This window comes from Bacillus sp. FSL K6-2865, assembly GCF_040311405.1.
In the GTDB taxonomy this organism is placed as follows: domain Bacteria; phylum Bacillota; class Bacilli; order Bacillales; family Bacillaceae; genus Bacillus; species Bacillus velezensis.
On record NZ_CP152036.1, the window covers coordinates 3,677,955 to 3,703,388 of the forward strand.

Below are 25,434 nucleotides of genomic sequence, written 5' to 3' on the forward strand. Positions count from 1 at the left end.
GTACAACCCAAATAAATATACTAATCATTCATAGCTTTCGGGGGTATAAAAGCGACTAATTGACCTTCAGGATATATACCTTTCCATCCACAAGGCCATCCGCCGGATTTATATACTTGAAACATTTTCTCAAAAAGATTGTCTTTATTACCGTTTACCAGACGATTGATTGCACATTTATACAGATCTGACTCTACTTCTTCAGCAATATCCCAAAAATCCATAGGAATGAAATCTTCAGAATAGTTATCATCAGAATTGAAAATATTCGATAATTCTTCATCTATTGTTTTTAAGTGATCATTATTTAAAATTATACCCAGCAACTGTCCGGTTTCATTTGATTTGACATCTTGCCAAATTACTTCAACTTCATCAGTATCTTGAGACCATGCTAATTGTTGTGCAATCTCAAAATCGTCTGTAACTGTAATATCAGACAAATTCCGATTATTATTTTTAAATAATTCTCCATCCTTAATAAAGTCAATTACCTCTTCCACTAAATCGCTATATTCACCGAAACTACTCATTTATTTAACCACCTTTCCCATAATTCCTCTGTAGCTCCCCCGCCTCTTTGCCAGATAGGGAGCTTTTTGTTTTGACCTTTTTTATAAAACTTTCCCATATTTTTGATTTTCGATTTATAAAGAGGTATTCCTTTTTCTACCCCTAATTTTAGTTTTTGCTGTAATTCATAAACTTGTTGTTCTAAAACTTCAACACTTTCATTAATGTCCATTTTATTCAACTGTTTTTTTACAACATTATTATAAACACTATGATAACCTCTATGTCTAGACAAAGTACTTATTGCCTCTGCAGGTATTGGTAAGAAAATACCATTCGATGCATGATTTGTTTCCATTCCTATTTTTTTAATTATAGGATGGTTATATAGCTCTCCAGGAATAATATGTTGGGCTTGGTATCCAGTCCATTTTGATGACCGCGGTAATCCCATAGATTCTAACAAGTTTTTCCCAAGTTCAGTTGAATCGCTTTTTGTTGTATGACCCGGTCGTCCTGGTATTTTCCTCTTCTGCTCTATCATCGGACCCTTAGTGCCTTTACCACTACCCACCATCTTCACAATCCCAAGATCTTTCACAGCTTTGGTTTTCACATCAGCATGAATGATTGGGAAAGTTGCGCCATCCGGTGTGACAGTCTTTTGGACACGAATTTTTACATTCGTCGGTACTTTGAATTCTTTCAGTTGGTCTAGAATCTTTTTCCCTTTTTCAACTTTTGATGCTTGTGGCGATTTTGCAAGCGGTATGCCTTTGTTTACATGCTTCGCCAATGCACCGGCTCCAACCAAACTCAGCGCAGCTTCCAGTGCCCCTTGCTTCCGCTTCTCCTCGGACACTTTGTTTCCGAACATATCTCTGCCTGTGACGGCTTCTGAGAATCCGTTTGAGGCGACAAGGCCGTATGCGCCCATTTCTGTCATTTTGAGAATGTCTAAGGATTTTCCGGTTTTATAGGCATCTAAAGCATGTTCTGCGGCAATGACGGTTTTTCCGGTTTTGTAAATGGCTTTTCCGCCTTTGAAAGCGCGGCCCGCCCAGCCGACGACCGGTATGAATCCGGCGGCGGCCATCGCTCCTGCTGTGACGCGTTCTGCGGTGGAGAGCTTTTCTCCGGTCACCGGATCAACGCCTTCGGCTGCTCTTTTATAATCATAATAGCCGGTGACTTCGCCGGTAAAGTTGCAGATGCCGTCCCATGTTTTTTCGTACCATGGTTTATTGGCTTCTTCTTCAGCCTTTTCCTGAAGCCGTCTTGCTTCGGCCTGCTGGGCTTTTGCGTCAATATAGTCCGTTCCCTGTTTTTCTGTCGCCGTGACGCTTTTGTAGATTTCATTGCTGTGGAAGGCTTTTTTGTCATAGTACATAGGGGATGCGCTTTTCCCGTTGCTGGTGGCCTGCATGAGAACGGAATATTTGCTGAGCACTGCGTTGTCCAGAGATTCTAAGTTTTGATATTCAGCAGTCAGGGATTCATCAATCGTATCGACTGCCGTGATCGTGTCACGTCTGGTTTTCTGGGCATCGCCCATTTTGTCAGCGTAATCATCCAGCGTATATGTGTCGAGATGAATAATATCGCTGATGCCTGACAAAATTGAATCGATTTCTGCTTTATGAGCGGAGACAATCTCTGAAGCTTTCAAATCCGCGTTGGGCAGCTCATGCTCCAAAAATGAAGTCTCCACATATGTATCGCTGAGTTCTTGATCTTTAATGTCACCTGAAATGCCATTTAAAAACGCAATTTGAGCAGAGACAAGCGTCAACCAGCTGTCGGCGATTTCCGCTTGTCCCTGAAAAAAATCTTTTATATTGTCTGCGCCTTTCCCTTTCAAAGCATCACCCAGATCAGCCATGCCTTGAAAGGCTTGTTTGAGCGCACGCAGCTGCTCTTCAAGGGCTTCGTATTGTTTCTTTCTCTTATCTGCTTCGTCCGTTAACGATTGTGATTCAAACACTTTGCTCATCGGCAAGTCCTTTCTTTCGTTATTTTACGGCGATCGCCTCGTCCTGTTCTTTCAAAGAATCTACGTTGTCTTTAACGTCCGCAATATTCTTATGAACGGCCTGCTTGTATTCGCTGATCATCGATACAAGCTTTGCCTCGCGGGATTGGTACTTGGAGGTATAGTCGAGCTTGTTTTTTCCGTTTGAACCGGCGTTCCCGATCGAAACGGCCTCCAAAGCGCTGCTGACGGATTCAAGCTGCTTCATGACAGCTCCGTATTTGAGTTTTATTTCTGCCATTAAAACCAACTCCAGCTTTTTTTGATTGATTGTATTTTTTCTCCGACCGTGTCAAGGGCTTCTTCTCCCAGCGTCAGCAGGTGCTCTGCCTCTCTCGCGATGCTTCTGGCGGCAAGGAGCCCTCCTTTTTCAATTTCAAGCTGTGTCATCTTTAAGCCGATTCGGTAAATATAACCGTCGTATTTGTCTGTGACGATTCTGTATGCTTCTGTATGGGCCTGATCGCGCCGGTCATCAAATTCTTCAGAAAAAGTGCCGGTCCAATGATGGTCCAGGTGCGGCCTGAGGATGTCCCTGATTTCAGATACGCCCTCTTCCTGCAGAGATTCTATCTCTCTTTTCGCTTCTTTTAATTTATCAATTTGGTGTTCAACCTCGCCCAGTTTATGGCTGATCGTGCTGTTAATATGGCTTAATGTGCTTGAATGGCTCATCTGTTTTCACCTCGTCTTACGCAAAAAGTCGTACAAAAAGCACAGACTTTTCCATACTATATTTCCATATATTATATTTTAAAATAGACAGAAAGCAGCTTAAATAGGTTAAATGGCTTATTTTCAACAGCCGAGATGCTCATCATTAACGCCAAAAGACTCACATAAACGGCATATCCATTCATCGATCTCCTCTATGTATCCATGATAAATTCCCTAAAAAAAAAAGGAGACAGTGATTAACCGTCTCCTTTGCCTTGTATCATGATCATCATACTGTCGTTAACTGCAGTCCCAGTTGTACAAAACGTTTGAGAAATCTTTTTTCTTCAAATCTTCCGGTCTGATAAAGAAATTGGCGATTCCCACATCTCCCCACATCGAATCAATGTCATCATCTGAATCAATTTGCAAAAGCAGAATCGTATGGTTTTGATAGGAGTAAGACCGCGGATCTTCCTGGGTGAAGGACGCATAGCCGCCGATTTTATGGCCGAATGCGTTCGCCGTATATTCGTCATACACCTCATCGTCAAACTGCTCGAAATAGTCAAAGGCATCCATCCCGGCATACTGCCTGAATTGAAAATCAGACGGGAGCACCCATTCAGCAGATAGCTCAGGGGTGATCAGCGCTTCTGATTGAATCGGAAAATCGTACTCCTCTTCAACCTGAACGAAAGAAAAATCATCCATGAGCTCCGCTTCTTCTGCTGTCACATGTTCAAAATATTTGACGCAGAAACCCGTTTGCACGCACCCGTCGTCAAAATTCAGACCGTATACGTCATCACTGACCGATATGTAAAACTGAAGAATGCCGGTGGCCGGAAAATCAGGGAGTCCGGGCATATCCGCAAAATTGATTTGAGCGAGAAGCTTCATCGGCCTGCCGCTTTCATCTTTAGGATATGGTTCATGTTTCGGAAAATAGGGGTCTCCTGCAATTTTACTGTCATACCGTCCCGTTTCAGCTTTTTTGACGTGCAGTTTGATAAAAGGCCGTGCTGACGTTTCCAGCAGATCGCGGGATGATTCCATTTGCTTCGGCAGTTTCCATGTTTTTTCCACGATTAATATCCCCTTCGTCTCTAATGATTGTATGATAAAAGGCCGGCGCGGTCCGCCGGCCTTTCAAGTGACAGAATCAGTCTGAGGCACGACGGCTCTTCTTCCGATTGAGATATATTCCACGCCCGCCTGTTCCGCTTCCTCAAGCGAGTGGCAGTTTCTCCCGTCGAAAATAACCGGGGTTTCCATCAGCTCTTTGTACGCTTCAAGCGGGAAGTGCTTAATTTGTTCCCAATCTGTCAGAATCAGGACGGCATCCGCTCCCCTGACGGCTTCTTCTATGGACTCCCGATAGGAAACCGCAGCCGGAAGCAGCCCGGAAGCCCGGAATGAAGCGATCGGATCGTACGCTGTCATCCGGGCGTCAAGAGCCGCCAGACGATCCGCAATGACAATGGACGGGGCATCCCGCATATCATCTGTATTCGGCTTAAAAGACAGCCCTAATAACGCGATGGTCTTCCCCGTCACACCGCCGAGCCTGTTCAGCACTTTATCAACCAGCATGGACTGCTGGTTATTGTTGACTTTAATGACGGACTTCAGCAATTCAAAATCATGCTCCACATGTCCCGCAATCTGCACGAGGGCGTTTGTATCCTTCGGAAAACAGGAACCGCCGTAACCGATGCCGGCTCTTAAGAATTGATTGCCGATCCGTTTATCCAATCCCATTCCGTGTGCGACTGATTCCACATCCGCACCGACTTTTTCACATATATGAGAAATTTCATTAATAAAACTGATTTTCGCCGCTAAAAATGCGTTTGACGCATATTTGATCATCTCAGCGCTTCTGATGTCCGTATGATATACCGGAATCGCAAGCGGCGCGAAAACCCGGTCAAGCGTTTCCCGCGTCTGCCGGTCTTCAGCCCCGATCACGATGCGGTCTCCGTGAAAGGTATCGTGAATCGCCGAACCTTCACGGAGAAATTCCGGATTCGAGGCGATTGAAATGTTCACGTCCGCTTTCAGCCGTGAATGAATAACTTCGCTGATCCTGTCATTCGTTCCCACGGGAACCGTGCTTTTTGTCACGACGATCGCATCTTTACAGATATGTTCGGCAATCCGTTCGGCGACATTTTCAATATAAGTAAGGTTTGCGTGCCCGTCTTCTTTTTGCGGCGTTCCGACCGCTATAAAAATAACCTTCGCTTCCGCAAGCCCTTTTTCGTAGCTCGTTTCGAATGCCAGTCGATGCCGGCCGATATTTCGTTTCATCATATCTTCAAGACCCGGTTCAAAGATAGGGGACAAGCCCTTTCTCATCTGCTCAACCTTACGTTCGTCAATATCTATGCATGTTACGTCATGGCCGATTTCTGAAAGAGACACTCCTGTCACAAGACCGACGTAGCCTGTTCCGATCACTGTTATTTTCATCGTGTTCCCCCAACCGTTTAGAAATTGCTGCTGGGCAGCTTACCGTTATTATCATATGATCCCGGCGCCGGCTGAATGCCGGAAGCCTGAGGTCATGATAGGAAAAAACGGCGCCGGCCGCTGATAATAGCATAAGCATAAAAGAATCATCTTGCAAAACAGCCGCTTACGCTTCATTTAAACGGGATGGAGACGACGATTAAAAAAGACCCCAGCGCTTACGGCGGGCCACAGGCAGCGGAGGTTCCTTATAAACGGCTTTGTTTTCAGCGAGAAGCGCCGCATTTTCCGTGAGCATGTAAATCAGCTCCGCCCCTGCTTCTTTTTTCAGAACGCCGAGCGCCTCCTGATAATAAAAATTTCTCGGGCCGAGATTATGGGCGTCAGATGCGAGAAAGTGAATCAAATTCGCTTCCATCAGCTGCAGCGAAAAGGATTTCGCTTTCCGCCCGAATGCTCCGGCAATGCAGCCGGCCGTCACTTGGGCGGCCGCGCCTTTCTTCACAAGATTGTATAGAACGGAAGGGTTTTCGCGAATTTCCCTGTTCCGCTCCGGATGGGCGATGACGGGGACATATCCGTTCAGCTGCAGTTCATAAAACAGCCTTTCAGCGTAGGCCGGGACATGATCCGCCGGAAATTCCGCCAGCACATACTTTGTATTATGGAGCGGGACAAGCGAGCCGCTTTGAAGACCTGCCAGCAGATCTCCGTCTATTCTGATTTCCTGGCCGGGCAGAACAGTCAGCGGAATGCCTTCCTTGTTCAAACGTTTGTTTAACAGGCTGACCGCTTCGTTGACCGTATGCCGGTCCGTGTCATAGCGGTATTTCACATGATGCGGCGTCGCGATGATCGTATCAATCCCCTGTCTGACCGCTTCTCTCGCCATCTTCAGGCTTTCTGTATCATCCGCCGCGCCGTCGTCTATGGAAGGAAGGATGTGACAATGGATATCTATCATATTTCAATCCCTCCTTAAAAAGAATGGACCGCGCCCATTATGACATTATTGTCCGTAATAGGCGTAGTCCGAATGTTTCGTTTGTTTCTTCCCGTTCATCACGGCCCCAAGGAGCTTGCACGGGCAGTAATCGAGCGCTTCTTTTGCCTTGGCCGCTTTTTCCTTGTCCGTTTTCCCGCTTGAGATCACCATAATGGCCCCGTCAGTGTAGCTGCCTAATATTTTCGTATCGGCTACGGCCAAAACGGGAGGCGTATCCAAAATCACCTTATCATAAACTGCGCCGGCTTCTGACAGAAGATCTTTCATGGCACCCGTCGATAAAAGCTCCGCCGGATTCGGCGGGATCGGCCCGCTCGTTAAAATATCCAGGTTTGCTTCATCAGCCGGCAGGACGGCTTTCTGAAACGGCATCTGTTTTAACAGCAGCGACGTTAATCCGGTTCCGTTATCCAATTTGAAGGTGAAATGAACCGTCGGTTTGCGCAGATCCGCATCAATTAAAAGCACTTTTTTCCCCTGCTGTGCAAATACGACGGCAAGGTTGGCCGCGGTTGTCGATTTTCCTTCTTCCGGACCGGCGGATGTGATCAAAAGGGACTTCACCTCCGTATCAACGGAAGAAAATTCAATGTTTGTGCGGATCGTGCGATATTGTTCTGAGTTGATGGATTTCGGCTCAGACATCGCAATCACGCTTCGTTTTCCGGGTTTGTCTTTTTTACGCGTCAACATGTCCGCCCCCCGCTTGTTTGGTTTCCGCCATCCTCAAGTTTTTGGCAACGCTGTCTTTAGTACTGATTGAAGTAACCGTTCCCAGGATCGGGATACCGAGCAGCGATTCCAGCTGTTCTTCCGATTTGATCGTATTATCCAGATGTTCCAGCAAAAAGGCGAGACCGATTCCGCCCAAAAGTCCGGCGGCAAACGCAATCGCGATGTTCAGCTTACGGTTAGGCTCTGCCGGTGACTGGCTGTCCGCCGCTTCGGCCTTTGAAAGGATGCTGACATTATCCACGTTCATAATGGCGGTGATCTTGTCCTGAAAAACGGCTGCAACCGCATTTGCCATAACGGCCGCCCGCTTAGCATCCGTATCCCGCACGGCAATCGTCACGACTTGTGAATCCTGCTCGCTGGACACCGTGATTTTCGATTCCAGCTCTTTCGAAGTCATGGACAGATGCAGCTGTTTAATCACCTCATCGAGGATGACCGGACTTTTGATGATGACATTATACGTGTTGATTAATTGGAGGTTGGTTTGAACATCATTGAATTGGACTTCTTTTTGATTGTTTTTGGATTGGCTGACCAAAATTTGAGTTGAGTTTTCATAGACCGGCGTAAGAGCGAAGAAACTGATGAGTCCGCCTGCGGCAGTTGCCGCCGCGGTAATAATAAGTATAAACAGCAGACGCTTTCTCAGTATTGCGAATATTTCCTTTATGCTTGTCGATTCTCCCATATAACCTCCATATCACTTTCCGCGTATTCCCATTCCCTCCAATGATCTTTTCCAATTACGATTATACAGCTTTAAACTGTCATTTCTAACCTTTTCAAATGACAAAATTCGACAAAAATAGACAATCACTTCAATCTGTTTTATTTTTGTAAGCGCTTTAAATACTGGTGTCACAGGAAGATTAAAAAATCCCGCGGCCAAGAGCCTGCGGGATTTTATGTTGCATATCCATTTTTAATATAAGAAATCAAATTCTCAAGCATTTCTTTTGTGGTCATCTCAGAGGACTGCTCACCAATGTCGTGCGCATGCATTAAAATCTTCAGAAACTCCTCTTGATCTAACTTCGTTTTCTTCATCATTCGTTTCCTTTCGGCTTCCATTAAATTGAAAACAAGATTATTATATGCTGTCGGGTGCTGTTTTGCAATCTCTAATACATCATTCGACACATTCGGGTTTTTATGTCCTTTTTTAGGAAAAACTTTTTCCGGGCCATGTGTTGCGATATAATAGAGGAATTGGAATCTTTTTATTTTGTGACTCGTTAGGAGCGATAATCATGCTTCAGGATATGATTGTTAAAGAAGATGTGCTCGCAGCGGCTGAACAGCTTAAAGAACTTCTTCCTTACAATGAAGACAATGTTCAGCTGATGAAGAAAGCACTCATTTTATATCGGCAGGATTCCGTCTATCGTATACAGGTTCAAACCCCGACAGAGATTTCCGCATATGTGCAGGATGTTGTGCCTGTAAGGGTCACGCTGAACTTATTTTTCATGGTGAAAAGCGGCTGCGCATGCCCGTCTGAGGCGATCTGCCGCCACGTGCTGGCCGTTTTTCTTTACGTATATGCCCAATTCGAGCGGGTCGGTACCTTTACCGAACATTGGCTGGAAAGAGAAAAGCTTGAGGAAAGCAGGGAGCTTGTCCGCCGGCAGTTTCAGGAAAAAGTGCTGCCGAATGAAGAGTCGCTGTCAAGCTGGCTCGCTTTTTTTGATTCGGAATTCTCGCTGTGGGAGGCGCGGACGCCGGCCGGAAGCCAGACGATGCAGGGCCTTTATTACGGCTATCTGTCAGCGCTCAAAAAACACGCCCCGAAAAAACCCGAGCTTAAAAGCTTATATCAGATTCATTCGGCGCTTGCCGTCTGGCTTCACATGTTCACTTTGATTGAGTCAGGCAGATTGGATGCCGAAAAAGATTATTACAGCATCAATCCATACGTGGAACAGCTGATGGATACGATTTATTCCTCCATTGACAGACTGAAAACGTACGCTTTGTCTTTTTCACTCGATCCCTTTTTAGACCGGACGCCCCCGGTGCTTCGCAGACTGCTTGTGAAAGAAGAGCTTTTTCAATACGAACGCCTCCGGGTATTCGGTGAAATGTGGAGCGCGCTTTTGAACCGGCCGAAATGGGTTGCGCGTGAACAGGAGATTCTCGCACAGGAAAGCGGGCGCCGTTTTTCGCCGGAAGTGCGGTTCGGACGGCTTCATCTGGCCTTTTTGCAAAAAGATGATGAAGCGGTCTTCCAAGATATGTCCCGCTTCCCTCCTGAAGCGCTGCCGTATACCTTTCAATGGCTCGGTGAACTCACCGCGAAAAAAGACTGGAAACGGCTGAAAGCATGGTATGGCCGGATCGAGCCGCTTGCCGTGAACTATACGAAGCTTGATAAGCCGTTTAAAGAAATGCGCGACATTATCGGAGAGCTGTTTGCGCTATTGGCGGATTATGCGCGGCACTCACGGGATGATCAGCTGTTTGAACGGTTTGCTTCCGGCTGCCTTCCCTATACCTTTAGCGAATACAGCCAGTACCTGTATGAAAAGCGACGGTACGCGGAGTGGGTGGAGATTCACAGCCTCGTCGGTTTTTCCGTCTGGGAAATCGAAAAGGACATCCTGAAGGAAATTGCCGCCAGTGATCCGGAAGCGCTCATCCCCTCCTATCACCGGGCGGCGGCCTTTTTTATCGACCAAAAAAACCGCAGCGCCTATAAAGAGGCTGCGCGCCATCTGAAAAAACTGCGGACGCTTTATAAAAAGGCAAAAAAACAGCAGGTATGGGAGCGGTATATCAGCCGGCTGAGCGCAAGCTACAAGAGGCTGCGCGCCCTTCAAGAAGAATTGCAGAAAGGAAAGTTGATTGATGGCGAGTCTTAAGGAAATTTTCATTCATGTAGAACAAATGGAAGATTGGACATTTACGCTGTCAAGCCATGATGAGAAGGAGCAGCCGCTTACTCTCAGTCAGATGAAGACTCATTTGTTCCAATGGCATGAGTCCACCTTTTACGGAACGTTTCTTGAAGACGTCAGCTTCATCGGCACCCCGGCCGTTCTGCTCAGCCCGTGGATGACCGTCGAGCTGCTCGGAAAAAACTCGTTCAATTCATTCAGCACCGTGCAGCTGACAAAGGAAACGGAACCGTTAATCGAAGCGGCTTCGACGATATACGAATTTATTGCCGACGGCGATTTTCTTCCGGATTATGAGGCTTGGCAAAATGGCGTCCTGCGCTTCAAAGACCGCGAGCTTTTGCTGGAAGGCTTTACGGCAGACTGGTTCTCAGCCGCGGTCCAGGACTACATTCAGTACAATGATGACCTGCTGGAAAAATGGCGGCAGATCGAAACCCGCTCGCCGGCCGTTCATACGTTTAAAGGCTCCTTTTTGGATGAAGATGATTTTCTCGAGGGAATCGGCTGGCATGACGATCTGACGCCGTTTACCGTCGGGCTCCGATTAAACGAGCCTGATTTCGACGGTGACGACTGGAAAATCGAAATGTTTTTACGTGAGAAAAAAACCGGCTCCATCACCTTTTTTGACGGACTGAAGGGACTGAAAAAAGCGTGGCAGGCATACAGCGGAAAAATCGCGCGCGAACAGGACCGCTTCCGCAGAACGGTTCCCTGGCTTTCGTTTGATTCAGGAACGACGCTGATTTCTGAAGAAGAGGCTTGGATCTTCTTATCGGAAGCGAGTGAGACGCTTGTCGATATGGGTGTGGAGATTCTTCTCCCATCATGGTGGCAGATTGTCCGGGACAGCAATATGATGCTCAAGGCGAAAGTGTCATCCTCGCCGCGGGGCGAGTCTTTCGTCGGCATGAACGCTCTGCTTGATTTCAACTGGAGATTCGCCACAAACGGTATTGAGCTGACAGAGGATGAATTCAATGAGCTTGTCGCAAACAACAGACGTCTCGTCAACATCCGCGGCCAATGGGTGAAAATTGATCCGCAATTTATTAAACAGATGAAAAAACTGATGGAAAAAGCGGAATCTGAGGGCCTTCACATGTCCGACGTGCTGGCGCGCGAACTGATGGATCACGGGGAAAACGGAGCCGAGGACACGGACATCATTGACTCATCGGCATTTGCCGGGATCAAGATCGAATTATCAAAGCAGCTCAGAAGCCTGATCCGCAAACTGACGGAAGCCCGGGATCTGCCGGAACATGAAGTCAGCGCCGCGTTTCAGGGCCAGCTCCGCCCTTATCAGATGTACGGCATGAACTGGCTTCTGTTTTTACGGGAAAACGGCTTCGGCGCCTGTCTCGCAGATGACATGGGACTGGGAAAGACGATTCAGATGATCGCTTATTTTCTCCATGTGAAGGAAAGCGGCCGGCAAAAAGCGCCTGCCTTAATCATTGCGCCGACATCGGTGCTCGGCAACTGGCAGCGTGAGCTCCAGACCTTCGCGCCGCAGCTGAAGGCCGTGCTTCATTACGGTCCCCGCCGGCCGAAGGGGGAAGCATTTGTCCCGGCCTATCAGGACGCGGACGTCGTTCTTACTTCTTACGGCCTGTCGCACGCCGATCAGGAAGAGCTTTCTTCCGTGACATGGAGCACCATCTGCCTTGATGAAGCGCAAAATATTAAAAACGCGCATACGAAGCAGTCCCGCGCGATCAGAAAGCTGAAAGGCGTCCATCATATCGCGCTGAGCGGAACACCGATGGAAAACCGCCTGACAGAGCTTTGGTCGATCTTTGATTTTATGAACAAAGGCTATCTCGGCAGTCTGACCGGCTTTCATAAACGCTATGTGCTGCCGATTGAAAAAGACCGTGACGAAAAAAGAATCAACCAGCTTCAGCAGTTAATCCGGCCGTTTTTACTGCGCCGGACAAAACGGGATGAAGAAGTGGCGCTTAATCTTCCTGACAAGCTGGAACAAAAAGAGTTTATCCCGCTCTCAGCCGAACAGGCATCCCTTTATGAACAGCTTGTCAAAGATACATTTGAACATATGGCTTCTCTGACCGGGATGCAGCGGAAAGCGCTGATTCTGAGCATGCTCGGCCGCTTGAAGCAAATATGCGACCATCCTGCGCTCTATTTGAAGGAAGAACAGACAGAGCTGTTAAACGGGAGATCCGTCAAACTGGAAAAGCTGCTTGATTTAATGGCGGTGATCCGCGGACAAGGGGAAAGCTGCCTCATTTTCACCCAATACATTCAGATGGGCAACATGATGAAGCGCCTCCTGGAAAAAGCATTCGGAGAACCGGTTCAGTTTTTAAACGGAAGCCTATCCAAGCAGGAACGCGATTCTCTCGTCGAACGGTTCCAGAAGAAAGAATACCCGACGCTGATTTTGTCACTGAAAGCGGGCGGAACCGGCCTGAACCTGACGGCTGCCAATCATGTCATTCACTATGACAGATGGTGGAATCCGGCGGTGGAAAACCAGGCGACCGACCGCGCCTACCGAATCGGCCAGGAACGGTTCGTCCATGTTCACAAACTCATTACGACGGGAACGATTGAAGAAAAAATTGATGCCATGCTTGAAACGAAACAAACGCTGAACGATCAGATTATCCAAAGTGAAAATTGGATTACCGAGCTGTCATCCGCTGAGCTTGAAGAACTATTCACCCTCAGCGCATCGGCGCAATCACATTAAACGCAAAAAGGCCGGCTCTCTCAGAAGAGCCGGTCTTTTATGTCGTCCTTACTGTTACGCCGCATTTGCCATGAATGCGTCACGCCAGTCATGAACAGTATCGCCATACCTTTCACAGTAAATTCCTGATCATATGCGCAACGCCGTTTTGATCATTTGTCAATGTAACGGCATCAGCGATCTCTTTAATATCTTCTCTCGCATTCCCCATCGCTATGCCTTTTCCGGCCGCCTGAAGCATTGAATAGTCATTTAAGCTGTCACCGACCGCGGCGGTCTCAGCCATCGGAATGCCGAGCTTTTGCGCCAGCCGTTTGAGCGCCTGCCCTTTGGAGGCGTTTCGAGACGCCAGTTCGAAGTTGTGATCGGCAGAGCTGACAAGGGTGAGATCTTTCTGACCGCTGAATCGGTCCCAGCCCGCTTTCAGCTTCCGCTCATCAAACGAAAATCCGAGAATATTATAAAAATCCAGATGCTCTTCTTTCTCAAAGAGCTCACGGTATGAATGAATGTAAGCAAAGCCGGATTGGCTGTATTGCACTGAAGCCGCCTGTTCCAAAACGGAAAGATCGGTTTCCGGATTGGCGCTTTTCACCCGGTCAATTTCGATATCGAGCAGCTGCCTGCCGGTTTCAGGCGTATAGATGGCTTTGTTTGTAAACACCTCATAGTAATATTGATTCTCTTCAAGCCATGACAAAATGCCGCGGGCTCTTGTTTCTTCAATCGCATCACAGTGGTACAGGCTGCCGTCAGGAGCATGAATGGCGGCTCCGTTTGCGCTGATAATCCATGTTTTTATGCCGAGCGGTTCGAATATGGAGTGCACATCAAAATGCGCGCGTCCCGTGGAAACCACGATTTCAATTCCCGCTTGCCGGGCTTCCCTTAAAGCCCGCTCATTTTCATCGCTTACTTGATGACTGCTGTTCAGCAGTGTGCCGTCCAGATCTATGGCAATCAGTTTCACATGTCCTCATCCTCTTCTTCAGATTCAGTTACAAGCAATTCTACGCCGTGCCGGTCGAGCAGATCGCAAAAATCCTGATCAGGCAGCCGATTGGTAATCAGCAGGTCAATCTCATGCAGAGCTGCATACTGATAAAAACTCGTACGGCCAAGCTTGGAGTGATCGCTCAGCGCAATCACCTGTTCCGCCTGTCGGATCATTTTACGCTTTACCATGCCGTCTTCTTCATGCGGAATCGTCAGGCCGTTTTCCGAGATGCCGACAACGCCGATCAGCACCTTATCGGCGTGATAATCCCCCAGTTTTTCTACGACGGAAGCCCCGTATAAAAACCGGTGTTCCTTCTGGAGCTTTCCGCCGAGCAGGTGAATATCAATTCCCTCTTTTGCGGAAAGGATATCGGCCTGATTGATCGAATTTGTAATAACAGTGCAGCCGGTGACATTTAAATGCTCCGCGCAGGCCTGCACGGTTGTCGAAGTGTCCAGGATGATCCGGTCTCCTTTATGAATCAGGGATGCGGCCAGCTTGCCGATTTTGTTTTTCTCTTCAGAAACGGTTTTCAGCCGGCCCGAATAGCCCGGAACTTCCTGATTCACCGACGGCAGAATCGCGCCGCCCCGTGTTCTGATAATGGCCCCGCGCTCTTTCAGCTTTACAAGGTCCCTTCTTGCGGTATCTCTTGAAATATGAAGCAGCGAACATATCTGATCAGCGGTGATCCGCCGATGCTGTTTCAAATATTCCATTATCGCAATCAGTCTTTCTTCTTGATACACGTCCTCATTCCCTTTTTCGTCACTTATCTGTAAGTAATTATAAGTTTTTATCCCAATATATTCAATGTTTTTAAGTATTCATAAGCGAAATCACTTCTTTTTAACCATTTTTTAGCTCCCGCACAAAAAAACCAGTCTTTCGACTGGCGAGTGGGAAGGAGGTATTGCGGGGCCCGCTGAAAGGCGGGAAATCGAGGAAAAAAGAATGCTATTCAGCCAGCGGCTCTTTCTGTTTTTGATCCATAAACCGAACGGTATCAGCCATGACCTCGGTCACATAAACTTTTACGCCGGCTGTCTTTTCATAGCTTCTCGTCTGGATTCTGCCGCTTACACCGACCATTGACCCTTTTTGGCAGTACAATGCCGTGTTTTCAGCGTTTTTTCTCCAGATGGTGCAGTTGACGAAGTCGGTTCCGGTTTCACCCGACGCGCTTTTAAAATTGCGGTTTACCGCCAACGTAATATGTGCGACGGGAATGCCCGCTGCTGTAAAACGGAGCTCCGGGTCTTTCGTCAGCCGGCCGACAAGCACAACGTGGTTAAACAAACCGTATCCTCCTCTCTTTTTCGAGGCTGGCTTCATTGTAGTACAAGGGCTCGTGAAAGCAAAAAGCGGATAAAGCCGTTATTCGTTCAGGCTGCTCTTATGTTTTCGTTTTTCTTTCTGATAAAAAAAACTTTTGTTTTTGACCGCTTATGTAATATGTATTTTTGAGCAGCCGCGAGAAAAGTTTCGTTTTGAGCCAGTCTTTCTCAAACATGCGGACAAACTTTCCGCCATCCCATGCGAACCAGTAAAAACTCAGCTTTTTATCAGTCAGTGAAAGCTGAATTTTATACTGTTCCATGCGGTCTTTTGTTTCATATAAAAAGACGACATTTCCCCTTCTGTTAATATGCACCTCACAATCTTCCTTTTTGCATACCAAGTAGGAATGATCGTCTTTTCGCCTTGAACCGTCTTCTATATAGATTTCCTTCAGGCGCAATTGATTCATAAGCATCTCTCCATGACCATATTCTTTTACATTATAATGAAAAAATAGAAATGATTAAATGTTGACCGCCTACAAAAATGATGAAGCATGTCTTACAGCATTTTCCCGGGAAAAATGATATGTGTTATAATAAATGAACGAAAAACATGGACAACAGGGGTGAAAATAAGAGATGAAAACCTTTAAACTGGTTGATCTGAATGTGGAACGTTTAGATAAAGACGATCAGCCGATTGAGCAGTTTCCCCTTTTAGACGGACTGATTATCAATAAAGAGGACGGAGAAAATCATTGGTTAATTGAAGCACTGGTCCCGGCCGAACACTTGTCTTTTTTTGACATGCTGATGAAAAGCCAGAAAGAAGCGAAGGTGTTTGTAACGATTACGAAAAAAAGCAACCGCCCCGCCCAGCTGACGGGAAGCATCAAAAATATCGTCGAGCTGGAAAGAAGTATACAAGTTTTAATTTACGGTCAAATGGTGTCAAGAAACCACCCCGGATCAGAAAGCATTCTGGAGTCGCTCGTGAAAGAAGGCTACTCGGGCAGCCGGCTGATTGAAGCGTTTAAACAAAAATTATAATCATGAAAAAGGCCGGACGTTAATCATCCAGCCTTTTTTTGTGCCCTAGTCATTGTGAGGAGCCCGCTGTTTCAGCAGATCTCTGATTTCAGTCAGCAGTTCTGTCTGCTGATCTGTTTCCTCGGCTTCTTCAGCCTCTTCTTCTGCTTCCTTTTTACGTCTCAGCTTGCCTATTGTGCGGATCACGATAAAAATAGAAAATGAAATAATAAAGAAGTTCACAATCGTTTGAATGAAGCTTCCGTACTTGATATGAGCATCGCCGAATGTCACGGCCAGTCCTGAAAAGTCAAGACCGCCAAGAAGCAGGCCGACAAGCGGCATGATGATGTCTTCAACGAGCGACGTCACGATTTTGCCGAAAGCGCCGCCGATGACGACACCGATAGCCAGATCCATGATATTGCCCCGCATCGCAAAGCTTTTAAATTCTGACCACATTACATTCACCTCTTTCTATACAAAATGGGCTTTTTTATAAGCCCATTTGTTTGCTTTTATTCTCCGAGCGCAAAAGTTAATTCAGCTTCACACACGAGCTCGCCGTCAACTTTGGCAACGCCTTTGCCGCGTCCGATCGTACCGCGCGCGCGGGTAATATCAACCTCAAGCTCCAGCTTGTCACCCGGTTTTACCTGCTTTTTGAAACGGCAGTTATCAATCCCCGCAAAAAATGCGAGTCTGCCCCGGTTTTCTTCTTTAATCAGCATCGCAACCGCTCCGACCTGCGCCAAAGCCTCTACGATTAATACGCCCGGCATAACAGGGTATTCAGGAAAATGGCCGTTGAAAAAATCTTCATTCGCCGTCACATTTTTATATCCCGCCGCCCGTTTTCCTTCTTCGACTTCCGTAATTCTGTCTACCAGAAGAAACGGATAGCGATGGGGAATAATTTCTTTAATTTGCTGAGTATCAAGCATTCTCTTGACATCTCCTTCATCGACAATAGTATGTATAGAAGGCATATGTGGCAACCAATCTGTACATTTGGAAGTATATTATGAATCAATTTCTTTTTCAACCGCGCTGTAAACTGTAACCAGCTGGCAATGAGCCTCGTCCATTAATGTGTTATGATAAATAAAGACTTTTACCCTATGCAAAGAGGTTGGAAGATGATTGCTAAGTTTACTGAAAAACGTACGCTGGTGATGCTGAATGAGTGGTATGACGCCATGGGAAAACGCCAATTCGATCTAGCCCGTTCCCTTCACGAACAAATCAATCAGCATCTCCCCAAATTACAAAAGAATGCAAAGCTCAAACTCAGATATCAGCTGTTTTTCGCACGGTTTCAGCTGCTGTTTGAGAAAAAAGACGGTCTGAATAAGCTGTTCTGCGAGCTGAAGCGGCGCAAAGATGAGATGGATCATGAATTAACTTATTATTTCTATTTTTTCAAAGGGTTATTCCATATGGTGAATGGCGCTCCGAACCGTGCTGTCTGCCGCTTTAAAGAAGCTGAACAGTACCTGCCGGCCATTCAGGACCGTTTCGAAGCCGCTGAATTTTATTATAAAACAGCGGGTGCATATTACATGATGAAGTCGCCTGCGCTCTCCATTCAATATGTCAATAAAGCGCTGGAAATCTATCAAGATGAAGCCGGCTACATCAAAAAAACGCTCAGCTGCCGGCTGCTTCTCGCCGTGAATTATATAGACGAGGCACGCTATGACGACGCGGAACAGCTCTTCAATGAATCCATAAAGATAACGGACCGGATCAATGACAATAACCTGCTGTGCCACGCCTATTATAATTTTGGTTTTTTAAAGACCGCCCAGAAAAAAGATAAAGAGGCCCTCCCTTTTTACAAAAAGGTATTGGGCAATCAGCGTTTCGAGAAAGAGTCTCCCGTTTCCTACCTTCATTGTGTGTACGAAGCGGTCAGAGCACTTTTTAAAACCGGATCTGCCGCCGAAGGACAAACCGTGCTGCAGAAAGGTTTATACATATCTGAAAAAGTGCAGAACAAGATTATGAAATTGAAGCTGACCGCGCTCAACATACTGTACACCGCTCAGGAGGACCCGTACGACCGATTGCAGAAGCTCGTGCTGGAGCTGCAGAAAATTGAAGCGTGGGTGGATTTGGAAGTGCTGCTTCAGGATATTACTGATTACTACAAAAAAAAGGGCGATTTTGAGAAAGCCGCATTTTTTATCATGCGCGGCTGATCAGAACGCCCCTTCTTTTATCTGACTGAGTTGATTAAGCCCAGCATTTGGTCTCCCAATGTAATCGTGCGGCTGTTCAGCTGATAGGAACGCTGAGACACGATTAAGTCGGTCATTTCTTTTGACATATCGACATTTGAACCTTCAAGCGCGCCCTGCTCCATGCCGATTGCCTGCCGGTTTGCGCCGGTAAGGTCTTCAATCGCTGAAGCCCCCGCGCCGTTTACGGAAAACAGATTATCCCCTTCCGCATGAAGCGCCTGCGGATTATTGACATTGACGATGCCGAGATTAAACGTCTGCGAACGGGTTCCCGCCTGGTCTGAAGCAGTCAGCGTTCCGGTTTTGCTGATTTTCAGCTGAGTCAGCGAACTGTCAATTTGTATGGGCTGACCGTTCTCATCGAGAATGGGATTGCCTCCCGCTGTCATCAGCTGAAGCAGCCGGTCATTTCCGCCGGCCGGCTTGAGGGAAAGTGAGCCGTCCCTTGTATACACCCGCCGTCCGTCCGCTTCTGCCTGAAGATATTGATAAGGTGATGTGAACGCGATATCAAGGTCACGGTCGGTTTTTTTGATGCTTCCCTGCCCTGAGTCCAGCTGCGGAGTCATCACCGTTCCGGCGCCGAGACGCAGGCCGGGCGGCGTTTTCCGCATGTTCGGCGAATTTTCCTTTTTGTCATCTATATGGTCATACTGCTGTCTGATCAGCTCGGAAAAGCGGGAGTCCCTCGCTTTATAGCCTGTCGTATCACTGTTTGAAAGGTTGCTGCTGACTGTATCCATCTGCTGCTGAAGCTGATGTAAGGCTGTTGAAGCCGTCAGCATTGATCTGAGCATCATAATTGAATGTCCCCCATTTTGTTACACTTTGCCGATTTCATTTGCGGCTTTATCCATGCTTTTATCGTAAGCCTGAATGACTTTCTGATTGGCTTCAAATGATCTGTATGCTTCCGTCATCTCTGTATACGTGCTCGTCACGTCCACGTTTGAAAGCTCCGAGACGCCTTGCTTTAATGAATACGAGACTTGGGGATTCGCCGCCGCGCTCGGCAGTTCAGAGCCGTCGGCCGTGCTGTATAGGTCATTGCCGTCCCGTTTCAGATTGCGCACGTCTTCTTCCATTCTGATATCAATCTGCCCCGCCGGCCGGCCGTTTGTCGTGACCGTTCCGTTTTCTGATACGGTGAATTTTTCATTGTCGACTGTAATCGGCTGTCCGTTTGTTGATAACACAAGGTTTCCGTTTATCGTAAGCTGATTGTTTTCATTTAATGAGAAAGTGCTGCTTTTTGAATAGCGGACGCCGCCTGCGGTCTGCACGGGATAAAACAGCTCGGCGTTTTCATTCGTTTCGGCATTCTTGGGAACCTGATTCTCCATAAGCGCGATATCCGTCGGCTGATCGGTCGTTTTCAGGCTTCCCTGCGTAAACAACGGTTTCAGCTCCTGCATGTATACGCCTGTGTTGACGGAGCCGATTTTCGTTTTTTTGTCGCCTTCTATTCGGCTCAGAAGCATCTCGGGAAAGGCGCGGATTGAACCTTGATCCTCTTTGTACCCTGATGTATTCGCGTTTGCGATGTTATTTGACAGCATTTCCGTTCTTCTCTGCTGTGTAATCATTGCGGACGTTGCGGTATATAATCCTTTTAACAAGTCTTCCACCTCTGAAATAGCATTATTTCCAGTTGCCTCACCGGAACATTTGTTCTATAATGAAAATCAGCATTTTTCTTATTATCGGATTTACATTCCCGTTCGTGAAGGGTTTGACAGAAAAAAACCCCATTCTTTTTCAGAATGAGGTTTTATCATCAGCTCAGTTTGCGTTTTGGAAGCTTGTCCATGTTATCCAGCATGACGCCGGTTCCGACCGCAACACAATCCATCGGGTTCTCAGCAACAAGAACAGGCACCCTCAGCTCTTCGGCAAGAAGCTGGTCAAGCCCGTTTAACAGCGCTCCCCCGCCGGTAATGATAACGCCGCGGTCGATGATGTCAGCGGACAATTCAGGCGGTGTTCTTTCAAGAACCTGCTTGGCGGCCTGCACAATGACGGCAACTGATTCACGAAGGGCTTCTTCTACTTCTTTGCTGTTTACTGTAATCGTTCTCGGCAGACCGGAAACCATGTCACGGCCGCGGATGGTGATTTCTTCATGACGTGCGTCTGGGAAAACCGTTGCGACCTTCACCTTAATATCTTCAGCGGTACGTTCACCGATCAGCAGCTTATACTCGCGTTTGATATAATTTAAGATTTCCATGTCAAACTTGTCCCCAGCCATCTTAATAGAAGAGGAGGTGACAATATCGCCCATAGAAATAACTGCGATATCTGTCGTACCGCCTCCGATGTCAACAACCATGTTACCGCTCGGCTGGAAGATTTCCATACCCGCGCCGATAGCGGCAACTTTCGGTTCTTCTTCAAGGTACACATGCTTTCCGCCGCTTTTTTCAGCTGCTTCTTTAATCGCTTTTTGCTCAACGGATGTAATATTCGTCGGGCAGCAGATCAGCATGCGCGGTTTTGAGAAAAGTCCTTTTACATTCAGCTTATTAATGAAATGTTTCAGCATGGCTTCTGTTACTTCGAAGTCTGCGATTACGCCGTCTTTCAGCGGACGGATCGCAACAATATTCCCAGGTGTACGTCCAACCATTCGTCTGGCTTCTTCACCGACAGCCAGCACTTTGCCGCTGTTTTTATCAAGTGCCACAACGGAAGGCTCATTCAGAACAATTCCTTTTCCTTTTACATGGATCAGTACATTTGCAGTACCGAGGTCAATTCCAATATCCCTTGCAAACATCTATTTATATCCTCCTTGATATCTGTTTCACAGTAAAATATCCACATTGTGCCCTAATTATATATATTATCATAATTTATCAAAAAAAAGCTGCTGAACGATATAAGTTCTTGACAAAATTTTGCGGATATTCGCGAAACCGCCCGGGAGGAGAAAAAAGGGCCCGGCAGACGTCAGGCGCTACGGCTGCTGAACGGGCTCCCCTTCAAGAATTTCATCCTTCTTGTACTTTAATTTCGTCGCCTCTCCCCCTCTTAAATGTCTGATGGATTTATGATAATCGAGTATTTCTTTTACTTCATTCGCCAAGTCAGGATTGATTTCAGGCAGGCGCTCTGTCAGATCTTTGTGTACGGTACTTTTGGAAACACCAAACTCTTTCGCAATGACACGAACGGTTTTTTTCGTCTCCACGATATACTTGCCAATCTTGATTGTTCGCTCTTTGATGTAATCGTGCACACCACTCGACCTCCCCAGTTGGATGTGAGAAGTGTGAAATGAGATCCGTATTCTGTAACAGATTCACTGATGATGCAGCTTCTTCGTTGTCCGATTATATAAGAAGGTTTTAGAAATATGCCCACGATCCCTCACCTCAAACACTCTCTTTGATAGGTTTGTAACAGTGTATTAGCAATGAATTGGGAATATGCTAAAAACTCAATAAGGACAAGGGGCGGGTCATAATTTTCTGCTTTTTGATCGGGGGGTTTACATCCGCGCGATCCTGCTGTAGAATGAAACAGCACAATTAGTTACTTAGGTAAGTTTTTTGAAAAGGAGAACGGAAATGATCCACGTCAACAGACGCCTCATTCACCAAATCAATCAATGCGCCCGCCTGATTACGAAGAAAGCCAATGAACGGCTGGAACCATTCGGCCTGTACTCCTCTCAATGGTCAATCCTATATTGCTTAAAAACGATCGGACCGATGACCCAAAAAGAAATCTGGTCCTATCTGAACGTAGAGGCGCCGACCGTTACCAGAACGATCAAACGCCTTGAAGAAAACGGCTGGATTCAGCGGGAACAGGGAGAAGACAAGCGGGAAAAGCTCGTCGTCCTGACGAAGGAAGCTGAATTGAAATACGACAGCATTAATCAAGAGATGCTGAAGTTCGAGGAAGACATGCTTGCGGATTTCCAAGATGGAGATAAGGAAGCTTTTTCTGAGTTTCTGAATGTGTTTTTAACGAAATAGAAAAGAAAGGGAAGTGCTGTACTTTTGAGTAAATCTGACTCGATCTGGACCAAAGATTTTATTATGGTCGTACTCGTGAATTTATTTGTCTTTGTGTTCTTTTATACATTTTTGGCCGTGCTGCCTATCTATATGATTCAGGAGCTTGGCGGCAGTGAATCGCAAGGAGGGCTTTTGATCAGCCTGTTCCTGTTATCTGCTATTATCACCCGTCCTTTTTCAGGGGCGATTATTGAACGGTTCGGCAAGAAAAGAATGACGATTGTATCCTTGGCGCTGTTCGCCCTGTCTTCTTATCTGTATTTGCCGCTACACAATTTCTATCTGCTGCTCGGACTGCGTTTTTTCCAAGGCATCTGGTTCAGCATTTTAACGACGGTTACGGGCGCAATTGCCGCTGACATTATTCCCGCCAAGCGGCGCGGCGAGGGGCTCGGTTATTTTGCGATGTCTATGAACCTTGCCATGGCGATCGGTCCTTTTCTCGGGCTGAGTCTTGTGAAAGTCATTTCGTTCCCGGTTTTCTTTACGATTTTTGCCGTATTTGTTTCTTTAGGCTTGCTGATTGCTTTTATGATTCGTGTGCCGGATCAAAACAACAGCGGAACGACTGTCTTCCGTTTTTCTTTCTCCGACATGTTTGAAAAAGGCGCGCTTAAAATCGCGATTGTCGGGTTGTCCATTTCTTTCTGTTATTCAAGTGTGACTTCATATTTATCCGTTTATGCCAAGACGATCCACCTGTTGGATGTCAGCGGCTATTTCTTCGTCTGTTTCGCAGTGACGATGATGGCCGCCCGTCCTTTCACAGGAAAGCTGTTTGACAGAGTGGGGCCGGGAATCGTCATCTATCCGTCGATTATCGTGTTCTCCGCGGGGCTTTGCATGCTGGCGATGACAAACAGCGCCCTCATGCTTCTCTTATCCGGTGCCGTAATCGGTCTCGGATACGGCTCTATCGTACCGTGTATGCAGACGCTGGCGATTCAGAACTCGCCCGGACACCGTTCAGGCTTTGCGACGGCTACCTTCTTCACTTTCTTTGACAGCGGGATTGCCGGCGGGTCCTATGTATTCGGCCTCTTCGTCGCTTCGGCCGGATTCCATTCGATTTATCTGGCAGCAGGGCTGTTCGTCCTGATTGCTTTACTCCTGTATGGCTGGAGCCAGAAAAAAAGAACGCCGCTTCAAGCGGACGGAAACGTTTCAATCGCAGACTAATATGACAAAAAGCCGGGGGCAACCCCGGCTTTTTTTATTCGGCCGCTCTTTCCCGCGCGATTCGTCTTGCCGCTTTTACATAAGGAGGATGAATATACATAAGCGCCGTATAACCGAGACATGACAAAATGACACCCGCAAACCAGGAGATATCATAGATGCCGGCGAACGCCGGGACGTACATCCCGATTAAAGAAATAAACGCGCCGAGAAAGGTCGCGGCAAAGGCCCGGTAATTATAGCCTTTGTAATAAGTGTACTGTCCGGTCTCCGAATAAAGGTCTTCAACTGAGAGCTGCCTTTTTCTGATGATAAAATAATCAGCCATCATCACCCCGGCCACCGGTCCGAGCATCCCGCCGATGAGCCCGAGAAACGCATAAACATTCGTGGCGCTCTCCATCAGCTTCCACGGTACTGTAAACAGAGCCAAAACGGCGGTCAAATACCCTCCCCTCCTGAATGTAATATATTTCGGCAGGACATTCGCCAAGTCATAGGCCGGTGACACGATGTTTGCCGCCACGTTAACCGAGACGGCGGCGATGCAAAGTGTGATGACCGAAAGAGCGATAACAAAAGGATTATCAAACCGGGCCAAAATCTCCACCACATCCCAAATCGGTTTCCCGAATGCTACCTGAGATCCGGATGTCACCGTGATGCTTGCAAACGCAAACAGCGCAAACGTTCCCGGCAGCCCGTAAAACTGGCCGCGAATCTGTTCTTTTTGCGACGCGGCGAACCGGGTGAAGTCAGGGATATTCAGAATCAGCGTCGCCCATATTCCGATAATGCCCGTCACTCCGGCGGCAAACGGCCAAAACGTTTCAGAAAAGGTGTGGAATTTTCCCGGCTGTGAGTAAATCGGTCCGAGTCCGCCGGCAATATCTATCGCCCACCAGACCATGCCGCCGAAGACGAGATAAACAAGCGGGCCCGCCCACACTTCAAATTTTTTGATCGATTCCATGCCGTGCCGCAGCACAAGCAGATGAATGCCCCAAAAGAAAATGAACGACAGAAAACCCGGCAGATGAAGCCCGAGTATATTCCAATCTCCGCCGAGACTCCCCCAGCCCGGCCATATGTTCAAAAGCAGAATGTGCAAAGCCGTGCTCCCGGCAAATGTTTGAATTCCGAGCCACATGATGGCTGTAAACGCCCTGAGAAGCGCCGGAATGTTAGCCCCGTATATTCCGTAAGAAGCCCTGATAATGACCGGAAAAGGCAGTCCGTATTTCGTTCCGGCATGGCCGTTCAAGGCCAAAGCGGCGAACAAAATGAGTGACGCCGTCACGATAATGGCGAGCACCTGCCACGGAGAAAGGCCGATCGCAATGAGCCCGCCCACAGTCGCGTAGGTCGGGATATTATGAATACAACCCATCCAGATGGATGCAAAATTCACCGCTTTCCATGTCCGTTCGCCGTCTTCTAAAGGCAGTAAATCTTTGTTGCTTAGCCGATCACTCGTTGTTTTTTTCATATTCTCCCTCCCGCATGTACGTTTTCCTTACATCACATGTGAAAAAATATAACTGAAAATTCCGTAAATAACATTGGTCGCTGTCGACAATAATCGTTTTGATTTTTGAGCACATTACACAAAAAAAGAGACGG

27 protein-coding genes are annotated in these 25,434 nt (G+C 47.1%); 6 read left to right on the top strand and 21 right to left on the bottom strand.

Features of this window, described 5'->3' with window-relative positions; genetic code table 11:
* Positions 1-20: 20 nt before the first annotated feature.
* The 10 genes from NYE42_RS18075 to NYE42_RS18120 all read right to left on the bottom strand — a co-directional run bounded on the left by NYE42_RS18075 (position 21) and on the right by NYE42_RS18120 (position 8,471).
* Positions 21-533, bottom strand: a complete 513-nt coding sequence (locus tag NYE42_RS18075) for a hypothetical protein (protein WP_015418376.1) — start codon at positions 531-533, stop codon at positions 21-23.
* Positions 530-2,506 (bottom strand): T7SS effector LXG polymorphic toxin, encoded by a 1,977-nt coding sequence (locus tag NYE42_RS18080; RefSeq protein ID WP_352426627.1) that lies wholly within the window; start codon positions 2,504-2,506, stop codon positions 530-532. The genes NYE42_RS18075 and NYE42_RS18080 overlap by 4 nt, the downstream gene beginning before the upstream one ends.
* A gap of 19 nt (positions 2,507-2,525) precedes the next feature.
* Positions 2,526-2,786 (bottom strand): YwqI/YxiC family protein, encoded by a 261-nt coding sequence (locus tag NYE42_RS18085; protein ID WP_007614257.1) that lies wholly within the window; start codon positions 2,784-2,786, stop codon positions 2,526-2,528.
* Positions 2,786-3,220 (bottom strand): DUF5082 family protein, encoded by a 435-nt coding sequence (locus NYE42_RS18090; RefSeq protein WP_199022210.1) that lies wholly within the window; start codon positions 3,218-3,220, stop codon positions 2,786-2,788. The genes NYE42_RS18085 and NYE42_RS18090 overlap by 1 nt, the downstream gene beginning before the upstream one ends.
* A gap of 282 nt (positions 3,221-3,502) precedes the next feature.
* Positions 3,503-4,291, bottom strand: a complete 789-nt coding sequence (locus NYE42_RS18095; RefSeq protein WP_039253556.1) for a YwqG family protein — start codon at positions 4,289-4,291, stop codon at positions 3,503-3,505.
* A 63-nt stretch (positions 4,292-4,354) separates the two neighbouring features.
* Positions 4,355-5,680, bottom strand: coding sequence for a UDP-glucose/GDP-mannose dehydrogenase family protein (locus NYE42_RS18100; RefSeq protein WP_227051148.1), 1,326 nt, complete (start codon positions 5,678-5,680; stop codon positions 4,355-4,357).
* Between the two features lie 199 nt (positions 5,681-5,879).
* Positions 5,880-6,644, bottom strand: coding sequence for a CpsB/CapC family capsule biosynthesis tyrosine phosphatase (locus NYE42_RS18105; protein WP_015418388.1), 765 nt, complete (start codon positions 6,642-6,644; stop codon positions 5,880-5,882).
* Positions 6,645-6,689: 45 nt separating this feature from the next.
* Positions 6,690-7,379: a CpsD/CapB family tyrosine-protein kinase gene (locus NYE42_RS18110; RefSeq protein WP_015418389.1), complete on the bottom strand. Its 690-nt coding sequence runs from the start codon at positions 7,377-7,379 to the stop codon at positions 6,690-6,692.
* Complete coding sequence (locus NYE42_RS18115; protein ID WP_015418390.1) at positions 7,366-8,112, bottom strand: Wzz/FepE/Etk N-terminal domain-containing protein; 747 nt, start codon at positions 8,110-8,112, stop codon at positions 7,366-7,368. Before NYE42_RS18115 ends, NYE42_RS18110 begins: the two co-directional genes overlap by 14 nt.
* A 215-nt stretch (positions 8,113-8,327) precedes the next feature.
* On the bottom strand, positions 8,328-8,471 hold the full coding sequence (locus NYE42_RS18120) for a hypothetical protein (RefSeq protein ID WP_003151259.1): 144 nt from the start codon (positions 8,469-8,471) through the stop codon (positions 8,328-8,330).
* 203 nt (positions 8,472-8,674) lie between these two features.
* On the opposite strand from NYE42_RS18120, the gene NYE42_RS18125 reads away from it, so the two are divergent.
* Together NYE42_RS18125 and NYE42_RS18130 are read left to right on the top strand one after the other, a co-directional pair.
* Positions 8,675-10,285 (top strand): SWIM zinc finger family protein, encoded by a 1,611-nt coding sequence (locus NYE42_RS18125; RefSeq protein WP_227578948.1) that lies wholly within the window; start codon positions 8,675-8,677, stop codon positions 10,283-10,285.
* The gene (locus NYE42_RS18130) at positions 10,272-13,046 is read left to right on the top strand and encodes a DEAD/DEAH box helicase (RefSeq protein WP_033574409.1); all 2,775 of its coding nucleotides are present in this window, start codon (positions 10,272-10,274) and stop codon (positions 13,044-13,046) included. Before NYE42_RS18125 ends, NYE42_RS18130 begins: the two co-directional genes overlap by 14 nt.
* A 112-nt stretch (positions 13,047-13,158) precedes the next feature.
* Here the strand turns inward: NYE42_RS18130 and NYE42_RS18135 are convergent, their stop codons facing one another.
* The 4 genes from NYE42_RS18135 to NYE42_RS18150 form a co-directional block, all read right to left on the bottom strand.
* A complete protein-coding gene (locus tag NYE42_RS18135) occupies positions 13,159-14,016 on the bottom strand; it encodes a Cof-type HAD-IIB family hydrolase (protein ID WP_335389928.1) in 858 nt (285 codons plus the stop codon).
* Positions 14,013-14,795, bottom strand: coding sequence for a DeoR/GlpR family DNA-binding transcription regulator (locus NYE42_RS18140; protein WP_039253550.1), 783 nt, complete (start codon positions 14,793-14,795; stop codon positions 14,013-14,015). Before NYE42_RS18140 ends, NYE42_RS18135 begins: the two co-directional genes overlap by 4 nt.
* A gap of 208 nt (positions 14,796-15,003) precedes the next feature.
* Positions 15,004-15,345, bottom strand: coding sequence for a single-stranded DNA-binding protein (ssb, locus tag NYE42_RS18145; protein WP_227578947.1), 342 nt, complete (start codon positions 15,343-15,345; stop codon positions 15,004-15,006).
* Positions 15,346-15,442: 97 nt separating this feature from the next.
* Positions 15,443-15,796: a hypothetical protein gene (locus NYE42_RS18150; RefSeq protein WP_040238779.1), complete on the bottom strand. Its 354-nt coding sequence runs from the start codon at positions 15,794-15,796 to the stop codon at positions 15,443-15,445.
* Between the two features lie 172 nt (positions 15,797-15,968).
* On the opposite strand from NYE42_RS18150, the gene NYE42_RS18155 reads away from it, so the two are divergent.
* Entirely contained in the window at positions 15,969-16,379 is a 411-nt protein-coding gene (locus NYE42_RS18155; RefSeq protein WP_012118638.1) for a YwpF-like family protein, read from the top strand.
* Between the two features lie 45 nt (positions 16,380-16,424).
* On the opposite strand, the gene mscL is transcribed toward NYE42_RS18155, so the two are convergent.
* Both mscL and fabZ read right to left on the bottom strand, forming a co-directional pair.
* Positions 16,425-16,820 (bottom strand): large conductance mechanosensitive channel protein MscL, encoded by a 396-nt coding sequence (gene mscL / locus NYE42_RS18160; RefSeq protein WP_003151243.1) that lies wholly within the window; start codon positions 16,818-16,820, stop codon positions 16,425-16,427.
* Between the two features lie 56 nt (positions 16,821-16,876).
* Positions 16,877-17,302: a 3-hydroxyacyl-ACP dehydratase FabZ gene (gene fabZ, locus NYE42_RS18165; protein WP_003151242.1), complete on the bottom strand. Its 426-nt coding sequence runs from the start codon at positions 17,300-17,302 to the stop codon at positions 16,877-16,879.
* A 195-nt stretch (positions 17,303-17,497) separates the two neighbouring features.
* On the opposite strand from fabZ, the gene NYE42_RS18170 reads away from it, so the two are divergent.
* Positions 17,498-18,562, top strand: coding sequence for a tetratricopeptide repeat protein (locus NYE42_RS18170; RefSeq protein WP_007407559.1), 1,065 nt, complete (start codon positions 17,498-17,500; stop codon positions 18,560-18,562).
* Between the two features lie 17 nt (positions 18,563-18,579).
* Here NYE42_RS18170 and NYE42_RS18175 read toward each other — a convergent pair whose 3' ends face one another.
* The 4 genes from NYE42_RS18175 to spoIIID all read right to left on the bottom strand — a co-directional run bounded on the left by NYE42_RS18175 (position 18,580) and on the right by spoIIID (position 21,845).
* The gene (locus tag NYE42_RS18175; protein ID WP_119001999.1) at positions 18,580-19,401 is read right to left on the bottom strand and encodes a flagellar hook-basal body protein; all 822 of its coding nucleotides are present in this window, start codon (positions 19,399-19,401) and stop codon (positions 18,580-18,582) included.
* A 24-nt stretch (positions 19,402-19,425) separates the two neighbouring features.
* Positions 19,426-20,223 (bottom strand): flagellar hook-basal body protein, encoded by a 798-nt coding sequence (locus tag NYE42_RS18180; RefSeq protein ID WP_007614310.1) that lies wholly within the window; start codon positions 20,221-20,223, stop codon positions 19,426-19,428.
* A gap of 158 nt (positions 20,224-20,381) precedes the next feature.
* Entirely contained in the window at positions 20,382-21,383 is a 1,002-nt protein-coding gene (mbl, locus tag NYE42_RS18185) for a cell shape-determining protein Mbl (RefSeq protein WP_003151237.1), read from the bottom strand.
* Positions 21,384-21,563: 180 nt separating this feature from the next.
* Positions 21,564-21,845, bottom strand: a complete 282-nt coding sequence (spoIIID, locus tag NYE42_RS18190; RefSeq protein WP_003151236.1) for a sporulation transcriptional regulator SpoIIID — start codon at positions 21,843-21,845, stop codon at positions 21,564-21,566.
* Between the two features lie 331 nt (positions 21,846-22,176).
* On the opposite strand from spoIIID, the gene NYE42_RS18195 reads away from it, so the two are divergent.
* Both NYE42_RS18195 and NYE42_RS18200 read left to right on the top strand, forming a co-directional pair.
* Positions 22,177-22,590, top strand: a complete 414-nt coding sequence (locus NYE42_RS18195) for a MarR family transcriptional regulator (protein WP_007407562.1) — start codon at positions 22,177-22,179, stop codon at positions 22,588-22,590.
* Positions 22,591-22,614: 24 nt separating this feature from the next.
* A complete protein-coding gene (locus tag NYE42_RS18200; protein ID WP_039063773.1) occupies positions 22,615-23,811 on the top strand; it encodes an MFS transporter in 1,197 nt (398 codons plus the stop codon).
* A 34-nt stretch (positions 23,812-23,845) separates the two neighbouring features.
* Here the strand turns inward: NYE42_RS18200 and NYE42_RS18205 are convergent, their stop codons facing one another.
* The gene (locus NYE42_RS18205; protein ID WP_352426628.1) at positions 23,846-25,300 is read right to left on the bottom strand and encodes an NCS1 family nucleobase:cation symporter-1; all 1,455 of its coding nucleotides are present in this window, start codon (positions 25,298-25,300) and stop codon (positions 23,846-23,848) included.
* Between the last annotated feature and the right edge of the window lie 134 nt (positions 25,301-25,434).

Excerpts from the sequence above, each read along its gene's own strand:
- NYE42_RS18195 (WP_007407562.1), top strand. The coding sequence starts at position 22,177 with ATGATCCACGTCAACAGACGCCTCATTCACCAAATCAATCAATGCGCC.
- NYE42_RS18150 (WP_040238779.1), bottom strand. The coding sequence starts at position 15,796 with ATGAATCAATTGCGCCTGAAGGAAATCTATATAGAAGACGGTTCAAGG.
- NYE42_RS18085 (WP_007614257.1), bottom strand. The coding sequence starts at position 2,786 with ATGGCAGAAATAAAACTCAAATACGGAGCTGTCATGAAGCAGCTTGAA.
- NYE42_RS18125 (WP_227578948.1), top strand. The coding sequence starts at position 8,675 with ATGCTTCAGGATATGATTGTTAAAGAAGATGTGCTCGCAGCGGCTGAA.
- NYE42_RS18120 (WP_003151259.1), bottom strand. The coding sequence starts at position 8,471 with ATGAAGAAAACGAAGTTAGATCAAGAGGAGTTTCTGAAGATTTTAATG.
- NYE42_RS18155 (WP_012118638.1), top strand. The coding sequence starts at position 15,969 with ATGAAAACCTTTAAACTGGTTGATCTGAATGTGGAACGTTTAGATAAA.
- NYE42_RS18075 (WP_015418376.1), bottom strand. The coding sequence starts at position 533 with ATGAGTAGTTTCGGTGAATATAGCGATTTAGTGGAAGAGGTAATTGAC.
- NYE42_RS18110 (WP_015418389.1), bottom strand. The coding sequence starts at position 7,379 with ATGTTGACGCGTAAAAAAGACAAACCCGGAAAACGAAGCGTGATTGCG.
- fabZ (WP_003151242.1), bottom strand. The coding sequence starts at position 17,302 with ATGCTTGATACTCAGCAAATTAAAGAAATTATTCCCCATCGCTATCCG.
- NYE42_RS18115 (WP_015418390.1), bottom strand. The coding sequence starts at position 8,112 with ATGGGAGAATCGACAAGCATAAAGGAAATATTCGCAATACTGAGAAAG.
- NYE42_RS18170 (WP_007407559.1), top strand. The coding sequence starts at position 17,498 with ATGATTGCTAAGTTTACTGAAAAACGTACGCTGGTGATGCTGAATGAG.
- mbl (WP_003151237.1), bottom strand. The coding sequence starts at position 21,383 with ATGTTTGCAAGGGATATTGGAATTGACCTCGGTACTGCAAATGTACTG.
- NYE42_RS18105 (WP_015418388.1), bottom strand. The coding sequence starts at position 6,644 with ATGATAGATATCCATTGTCACATCCTTCCTTCCATAGACGACGGCGCG.
- mscL (WP_003151243.1), bottom strand. The coding sequence starts at position 16,820 with ATGTGGTCAGAATTTAAAAGCTTTGCGATGCGGGGCAATATCATGGAT.
- NYE42_RS18090 (WP_199022210.1), bottom strand. The coding sequence starts at position 3,220 with ATGAGCCATTCAAGCACATTAAGCCATATTAACAGCACGATCAGCCAT.
- NYE42_RS18100 (WP_227051148.1), bottom strand. The coding sequence starts at position 5,680 with ATGAAAATAACAGTGATCGGAACAGGCTACGTCGGTCTTGTGACAGGA.
- NYE42_RS18130 (WP_033574409.1), top strand. The coding sequence starts at position 10,272 with ATGGCGAGTCTTAAGGAAATTTTCATTCATGTAGAACAAATGGAAGAT.
- NYE42_RS18080 (WP_352426627.1), bottom strand. The coding sequence starts at position 2,506 with ATGAGCAAAGTGTTTGAATCACAATCGTTAACGGACGAAGCAGATAAG.
- NYE42_RS18175 (WP_119001999.1), bottom strand. The coding sequence starts at position 19,401 with ATGCTCAGATCAATGCTGACGGCTTCAACAGCCTTACATCAGCTTCAG.
- NYE42_RS18205 (WP_352426628.1), bottom strand. The coding sequence starts at position 25,300 with ATGAAAAAAACAACGAGTGATCGGCTAAGCAACAAAGATTTACTGCCT.